Genomic DNA, 8,110 nt, shown 5'->3' on the forward strand with positions numbered 1-8,110 from the left:
GCGCGCGTGCGCGACCGCCTCGGCGTCGACCTCCCGCTCCGCGCCCTGTTCGAGACGCCGGTCCTCGCCGATCTCGCGCAGCGGATCCTGCCCGACGATTGGGAAGAGGAAGTGATCAACGTCTAACGTTATTTGATGGGATGTGTCATGTCTGTGATCGAGCTGCTCGACGAAGTCCACAAGACCGGTGCCAAGCTTCATCTCGTCGGCAATGAGCTGACGATCCGCGCGCCCCGTGGCGCGCTGGATATCGCGCTCAAGACCAAGATCAACGAGCGGCGTTCCGAACTCGCCGAACATCTTCGGAAGAGCGACACTGCCGGTGAATTCCTCCAATTCGTCAACTCGCCGCGGCCCGACGTGCTGCCGCTTTCCTTTGCGCAGGAGCGCCTCTGGTTCCTCGATCAGCTCCAGCCCGGCGGCTCTGAATACAACATGATCGCCATCAGCAGGTCTCGCGGCGGGTTCGATCACGCGGCTTTCGAGCAGGCGGCCGCCGAGGTCGTGCGGCGTCACGAGGTGTTGCGCACGCGCTTCGAAAATGAGTCCGGCGAAGCGAGGCAGGTTATCGACCCTCCCGGTCTGTTCAAACTCGAGCGCGAGGATCTGCAAGGCGTCGGGGAAGAGGAGGGACGCCGCCGCGCCCACGAGGAAGGGGCGAAGCCGTTCGACCTCGAGCGCGGACCGCTGTTTCGTGTCCGAGTCTTCGAGCTTGCGGCCGACGATCATCTCATTCTTGTCGTCATTCATCACATCCTTTGCGACGGGTGGTCGGTTCGCATTCTCAATACCGAGTTGGACACGCTCTACAGGGCATTCCTGGACAAGAAGCCGTCACCGTTGCCCGAACTGCCCGTGCAGTACGCCGACTATGCCCGCTGGCAGCGGAAGCGATTGCAGGGCAACGCGCTGGAACAGCAGCTCGAATATTGGCGCAAAACGCTCGCGGGAGCGTCCGTCCTGCAACTGCCGACGGACCGCATACGTCCGCCAGTGCAGAGCTTCAAAGGTGCAGGCGTGCACATCGTGCTGCCGCCCGAGCTGCTTGCCTCGCTGGAAAATCTCGCCCGCGCGGAAGGCACGACGCTGTTCATGGTGATGCTGGCGGCATTCCAGCTTCTGCTCGCACGCTGGTCAGGTCAGGAGGATGTCGTTGTCGGCAGCCCCATGGCCGGCCGCAACGCGCAATCGCTTGAGGGATTGATCGGGTTCTTCGTCAACACATTGGTGCTGCGGACGGACCTGTCGGGAAATCCGACCTTCCGCGAACTGGTCGGCCGCGTAAAGGACGTTGCGCTGGGCGCATACGATCATCAAGATGTCCCCTTCGAGAAGATCGTGGAGGCATTGCAGCCCGCGCGCGATCTTTCCCGTCATCCGATCTTCCAGGTCTTGTTTAACGCGCTGGACTTCGAAGCGCGGCGCGCAAAGCCAGTCGAGAGCGCCGGTCGGGGACGCCAAACCACAACGCCCACAAGCCACGCAGCACCAGCGCCCGAACATCGGCCCCCGCTTGCCGTGCCCGTCGCCGCAGCCAAGCTCCCGCACGAGCCGATGGCCGTCGCGCCTCATAAAGGGCCGCCTGAACGCAGCCCGCTGGCGGTCATGGGCGGCAATGAAGCAAAGTTCGACCTGACCTTGTATTTCAGGAACGTCGGCGGATTGAAGCTGTTCGCCGTCTACAATGTAGACCTGTTCGAGAGTGCGACGATCGAACAGCTTCTCCAGCATTATTGCAGTCTGCTGGAGGGCATTGTCCGCGATCCGAACAAGCCGATCTGGGAGCTGCCGCTGCTTGACCGTTCGGAGCAGTCCAAGCTCATCGATGATTGGAACCAGACCTCGATGGACTTTCCCGTGGACAAGACGCTACATGAATTGTTCATGGAGCAGGCCGCGAGGACGCCGGACGCGATCGCGCTGGTCTCCGAGCACAGCAGATTGAGCTACCGGGAGCTCGACGAGCGGTCTAACCGCCTGGCCCATCATCTGCGTGGTCTCGACGTCGGGCCGGAGAGCGTCGTCGGAATATGCATCGATCGCACCATCGACATGATCGTCGGACTGCTCGGAATTCTCAAGGCCGGCGGAGCCTATTTGCCGCTGGATCCAGCTTATCCGGTCGAACGAACTGCCTACATGCTGGATGATGCCGGCGCGTCGCTCGTGGTCACGCAGGCGAACGTGGAGAGTTCGCTCGGCTCCGTCGACGTGCGCCGCGTAAGGCTCGACGCCGATTCAACCCTGATCGACGAACATCCCCTCACCGCGCCCGTCAATCTCGCTCACCCGCACAATCTCGCGTACGTCATCTACACGTCCGGTTCGACCGGCAAGCCGAAGGGGGTGATGAACGAGCATCGTCAGTCCGTGAACTACACCTTCGGAGTGAAGCACCGGCTTCCTTTCGACGGTCTGCGCAACATGGCGATGGTGCAGTCGCTCACGGTCGGCTCGGTCATCTCGGTCCTTTACCCGGCGCTATTGTCCGGGGCGACGCTTCACATCATAAGTCGCGATCGCGCGCTCGATGCCGAAGCATGTAGACGATATTTCGTCGAGAATGATATCGACAGCCTCAAGATAGCGCCCTCACACCTTGCGGCGCTGATCGCTGAAAGTGCGCGGCCGCAGGAACTGCTCCCGGTCCTCGTGATCGTTGCCGGCGAACCGTCGCCGACGAGCTGGATGAAGAAGACCGCAGCGCTCAACCCCCGCTCTCGCATCTTCAATCATTTCGGCGCGACGGAGACGACGATCGGCGTGCTGACTTATCCGATCACCTCCGACCTTTCGACCGATATCCCCAACGTTCCGCTGGGCAAGCCCCTGCCGAACTGCCAGGTCTATGTTCTCGATCGCGAGTTGAATCCGGTCCCACCGGGAGTGGTCGGCGAGATCTATGTCGGCGGTGACAATCTGACACGTGGCTATCTCAGGCGCGCCGCACTGACCGCCAGCAAGTTCGTGCCCAATCCGTTCGGCGACGGTGCACGGCTCTATTGCACCAACGATCTCGGGCGGCTCCAGCCGGACGGGACGGTCCAGTATCTCGGACGACAGGACAATCAACTCAAGATCCGCGGCTTCCGCGTCGAGCTCGGCGAGATCGAAGCGGCGCTGCTGAGCCATCCGGCTGTGCGCCAGGCGATCGTGCTGCCGAAGGGCGCCGCACTGACCGAACGGAAGCTCGTCGCATACGCGGTTCCGGAAAGCGGACAGACAATCGATGTCGCCGGGCTTCGCGGATTCCTCAAGGGCACGCTGCCCGAACACATGCTGCCGTCCGCGATCGTGGTGCTGGACGCGTTGCCGCGCACTGCGCATGGCAAGGTCGATCGCCAGGCCTTGCCCACGGTCGGTGACGAGGTCCAGGCGGCTGTCGAGTGCGTCCCGCCGCGGACCCCGACGGAGGAGACGCTCGCCGCAATCTGGGCCGAAGTGCTGCAGCAGAAGCGTGTCGGCATTTTAGACGACTTCTTCGAGTTGGGCGGGCACTCGCTGCTCGCGACGCGAGTTATCGCGCGTGTTCGGGACCGCTTTGCCGTCGAGCTCCCCGTGCGCGCAATCTTCGAGGCGCCGGTGTTGCATGAGCTCGCAGAGCGGATCGACCGCCTGGAAGGCGAGGGACGTTGGTCGCTACCCGCGCTGGTCGCGCAAGAGCGAAAAGGGGGCGCCGCAGTCCCGCTGTCCTTCGCGCAGGAGCGGCTCTGGATTCTGGACCAGCTTCAGCCGGGAGGGAGCGAATACAACATCTCGATCGCGTTCCGGCTGAGCGGTGTGCTCGACATGGACGCCCTGAAGCGGAGCCTGGGCGAGATCGTGCGGCGGCACGAAGTGCTGCGAACCCATTTCGAGGTGCGGGACGGAAACCCGGTCCAGGTGATCGACGACGCGTTGGAGGTACCGCTGGCTGTGGAGGATTTGTCTGGATTGCAGCCAGCCGAGCGCGAGGAGGAGTTGAAGCGAAGGGTCGACGAGCTAACCGCGCTGCCGTTCGATCTTGCTGCCGGCTCTCTTCTGCGCGCTACGCTGGTGAAACTGGGAGAAGACCAGCACGCCGTCGTGCTGGTGCTGCATCACATCATCTCCGACGGCTGGTCTCGCGGTGTCTTGATCGGTGAATTGACGCGGCTATACGGCGCTTACGCGTCGGGCGGGGATTCGCCCCTGCCGGAACCAAGACTGCAATATGCCGACTATGCTTGCTGGCAGCGGGATTGGCTTCAAGGAGAAAATCTCCAACGGCGTCTGGACTATTGGCGCGCGCAGCTCGCGGGCGCCCCTGCGGCGATCGAGCTGCCAGCGGATCGCGCGCGTCCGCCAGTCCAGAGTTTTCAGGGAGCAACACTTCAATTCGCGCTGCCATCAGCACTCAGCCATTCGCTGGATGCGCTGGCACGCGAGCAGCGTGCCACGCTGTTCATGATCTTGCTGGCGGCGTTCAAGGTCGTGCTGTCCCGCTGGTCCGGTCAGGACGACATTGTCGTCGGCACGCCGATCGCAGGGCGCACCCGACAGGAGCTCGAGGGGCTTCTCGGCTTCTTCGTCAACACGCTTGCGCTGCGGACTGATCTGTCGGGCGATCCTTCGTTCGACGAATTGATCGATCGGATCAAGAAAGTGTCGCTGGAGGCCTACGAGCACCAGGACTTTCCATTCGAGCGGTTGGTGCAGGAGCTTCAGCCGGATCGCGACCTGTCGCGCCAGCCGCTGTTCCAGGTGATGTTCGCGCTCCAGAACATGCCGGGAGGTTCGCCGAAGCTGCCTGGTCTGAACTGGCAATGGGTGCTCGGAGAGGGGACGACGTCCAAGTTCGACCTCTCCCTGTTTCTCTATCAAACGGCGGATGGCGCTCTGTTTGGGTGGTTCGAGTATTCGACGGCGCTGTTCAATCGGGCGACGATGGACGCGTTGCTGCGGCAATACACGCTCGCACTCGAAACGATCGTCGGCGCTCCGAAGAAGCAATTGAGCGAGATCGGCGCCCTGCTGTCGCCGCCCGCGATCGAAATCGCGATCTCCAGCACCTTCACGGCAGATCCGATCGTGGACCCGCTGTGGCTCTGGATGGAACGAATGGGGCTCACGGCGCGGATCAAGACCACAGGATATAACCAGATTCTGCAGAGCCTGCTGGCGGAGCGGCCGCTCAGCATGGATCCGCGACAGGTCCATCTGATCCTCCTGAGGTTGGAAGATTGGGGCCGGCGGATTGCGTCGCAAGCGGACGACGATCAGCGCGAAACGCTCGATATCAAGGCCATCGAGCGCAATGCCGAGGAGTTCGTCACGCTGCTTCGCGATGCGGCGGCCGCCGGCAAGGGCTATTGTCTGGTCGGCGTCTGTCCGGCTTCGCCCGACGTGCTCGCAAGTCGCAAGGATGCGCTGCGCTTGGAGGTCATCGAGCAGCGGCTGGTCGATGCATGCCGCGCCATTCCTCAGGTCAGGTTGCTGTCCCTTGATGACACCGCAAAAGCACTCAAGCTGGCGACCGTACACGACAGCTACCTCGACAAGGTCGCCAGCATTCCTTACAGCCCGCCGTTCTTCGCCTCCGCGGCCACCAGCGCGGTTCGCACTCTGCTCGAGGTGAATCGGCACATCTACAAAGTGATCGTCGTCGACTGTGACAATACGCTTTGGAAGGGCATCTGCGGTGAGGACGGTCCGCACGGCGTGACGATCACGCATGGACGCCGACTGTTACAGGAGTATCTGATTCAATTGTCGGGGAAGGGCGTTCTGGTCTGTCTTTGCAGTCGAAACAACGAGGCAGACGCGCTCGAGGTCTTCCGAGCCAATCCAGACATGGTCCTCTCGCTCGACGACATCACGTCACACCGGATCGGTTGGGGTCCGAAGCCTGCGGCCATCGCGGAGCTGGCGAAGGAGCTGGATCTCGCGCTGAACAGCTTCGTGTTCCTTGACGATGATCCAATCGAATGCGCGCGCATGGAGGCCGAGCAGCCTGACGTTTTGACAATTGCGCTGCCGTCGTCAGACGTCGAAATCGCCAATCTGCTCGATCGTCTTTGGATGTTCGACGGGGCGGGAGCGACTTCGGAGGATCGGCAACGGACGCGACGCTATCGCGAGGAGCGGCTGCGGCACGACGAGCGCCGGCATTCGCCATCGCTGCAGGAGTTCATCAGGGGGCTTGAGCTCAAGATCATTCCCCAGATGGCTGAGGCGAAGGACGTCGACCGCGTGGTCCAGATCACGGAGCGGACGACTCAGTTCAACACGACGGGGCTGAAGCTTGGCGATGGCGACGTCAGGGCCATTATCGGGTCGCCAGCCAGGCTCAGCTTCATCATCGACGTCAGCGACAGATTTGGCGACTACGGTAAGTCGGGCCTGCTGGTTCTCGACCGGTCGGCGGAAGTCTGGCGGGTCGAGCTGTTCGCGCTCAGTTGTCGTGTGCTCGGGCGCGATGTGGAATTCAGGATCGTCGAGCGGCTGGTCGAGGAAGCGCGGAAGGCCGGCGGTGATCGGTTGAGCTTCGATTTCCGGCCGACGCCACGAAACATGCCAGCGCAAGCTTTCCTGCGTGAGCTCTGCCGGCTCGTCGGCGCATCTCCCGAGCTGAATGCGACATGTCTTTTCTCTCTGTCCGATCTCGCCGCGGCGCTTCAGCGCCGCAGGGAAGCCGGCACGATGGAGTTGGCGGAAGCCGTTCCTGATGTCATTCCGGAACAGCGTGAAGCTACGCAGCCCTCGACCCAGTTGGACTTCAAGGTTGCGAGCCACCGCTTCGGCCGACTCGTCGCCGCGGAGTTGCGGACGGTCGGTGAGATCGTGACCGCCTTGCGTACCCCGGCAATACGCCCGGGCCGGAAGGCTGCAGTCGTCTATCAGGCGCCTCGTACATCAACGGAGGGAGGACTGGTGGGCATCTGGTGCGAGGTGCTGCGGCTGGAGAAGGTCGGAGTGCACGACAATTTCTTCGAGCTCGGCGGCCACTCGTTGCTGGCGACGCGTATGATGGCTCGCGTGCGCGAGACATTCGGCATCGAATTGGCGCTGCGGGTGGTGTTCGAAGCACCGACGATCGCTGACCTCGCGTTGAAGGTCGAGAAGCAAGCGAACACGCCTCAGGCGGATCGCGAGTCTGATCTGCGGGCGCAGATCGCGTCGATGTCGCCCGAGGAGATCAAGGCGGCATTGGAGCGCATGAAGGTGGGTGGATAGCGATGGGATACGAGGGCGGCGTGGCGGAGACGCTGGAGATCGAGCGGGCGGAGCTTCTGGCTCTTCTGATGAATGCGGGTGTTGCAAGCGCCGAGCCGCAGTTGCGCCCGCGCGATCATGCGGATCCGGTTCCGTTGTCCTTCACCCAGGAGCGGTTGTGGGTGCTCGATCAAATTCAGCCTGGGGGAAGCGAGTACAACATTCCGGCCTCTCTCCGGTTCAAGGGCGAGCTGAATCTCGACGCGCTCGAACGCAGTTTGAGCGAGCTGGTCCGCCGTCACGAGACGCTCCGGACGCGAGCGGGGCTGGAGAATGGGGCGCCCGCTCAGTTCGTCGAAGCCGATATCAGGATTGATCTGATTCTGACCGATCTGTCGGCGCTGGCTGGTGAGGATCAATCAGCGGAGTTCCGCCGCCAGCTGGCGGATTTGACGCGGACTCCCTTCGATCTGGCCACTGCGCCTCTCTTTCGCAGCGCCCTGCTGAAACTGTCTGAGCAGGAGCATGCACTGCTGCTGGTGCTGCACCACATGATCTTCGACGGCTGGTCGCTGGGGATACTGATCAGCGAGCTCAGCACGCTCTATTCGGCCTACGCGCAAGGCGAGAAGCCCTCCCTGCCGCCCCTTCCGATTCAATATGCGGATTATGCGATCTGGCAGCGCCAGCGCCTGCAGGGCGCCGTGCTGGAGCGCCAATTGTCCTATTGGCGGTCGCGCTTCTCCGGCGTGCCGGCGATGCTCGATCTTCCGACCGACCGGCCGCGTCCGGCGGTGCAGAGCTTCCGTGGGGCACGGCACAGCTTTGCGATGTCGTCTGGCCTGAGCCGCACGCTCGCCTCGCTGGCGCGCCAGGAGGGCGCGACCTTATTTATGGTGCTGCTGGCGGCGTTCCAGGCGGTGCTGTCGCGCTGGAG

Annotated in this window: 3 protein-coding genes; all 3 read left to right on the plus strand. The window is 62.8% G+C overall.

Annotated elements, in window-relative coordinates; all coding sequences use genetic code 11:
- Positions 1 to 6: 6 nt before the first annotated feature.
- Complete coding sequence (locus MOV75_RS42960) at positions 7 to 126, plus strand: hypothetical protein (protein WP_369010463.1); 120 nt, start codon at positions 7 to 9, stop codon at positions 124 to 126.
- Positions 127 to 147: 21 nt separating this feature from the next.
- Positions 148 to 7,194: a non-ribosomal peptide synthetase gene (locus MOV75_RS19455; RefSeq protein ID WP_246928860.1), complete on the plus strand. Its 7,047-nt coding sequence runs from the start codon at positions 148 to 150 to the stop codon at positions 7,192 to 7,194.
- Positions 7,195 to 7,214: 20 nt separating this feature from the next.
- On the plus strand, positions 7,215 to 8,110 hold an 896-nt coding region (locus MOV75_RS19460), incomplete at its 3' end, for a condensation domain-containing protein (protein ID WP_247006406.1).

The sequence above is a fragment of the Bradyrhizobium sp. PRIMUS42 genome (genome assembly GCF_023006515.1).
Taxonomy (GTDB): domain Bacteria; phylum Pseudomonadota; class Alphaproteobacteria; order Rhizobiales; family Xanthobacteraceae; genus Bradyrhizobium.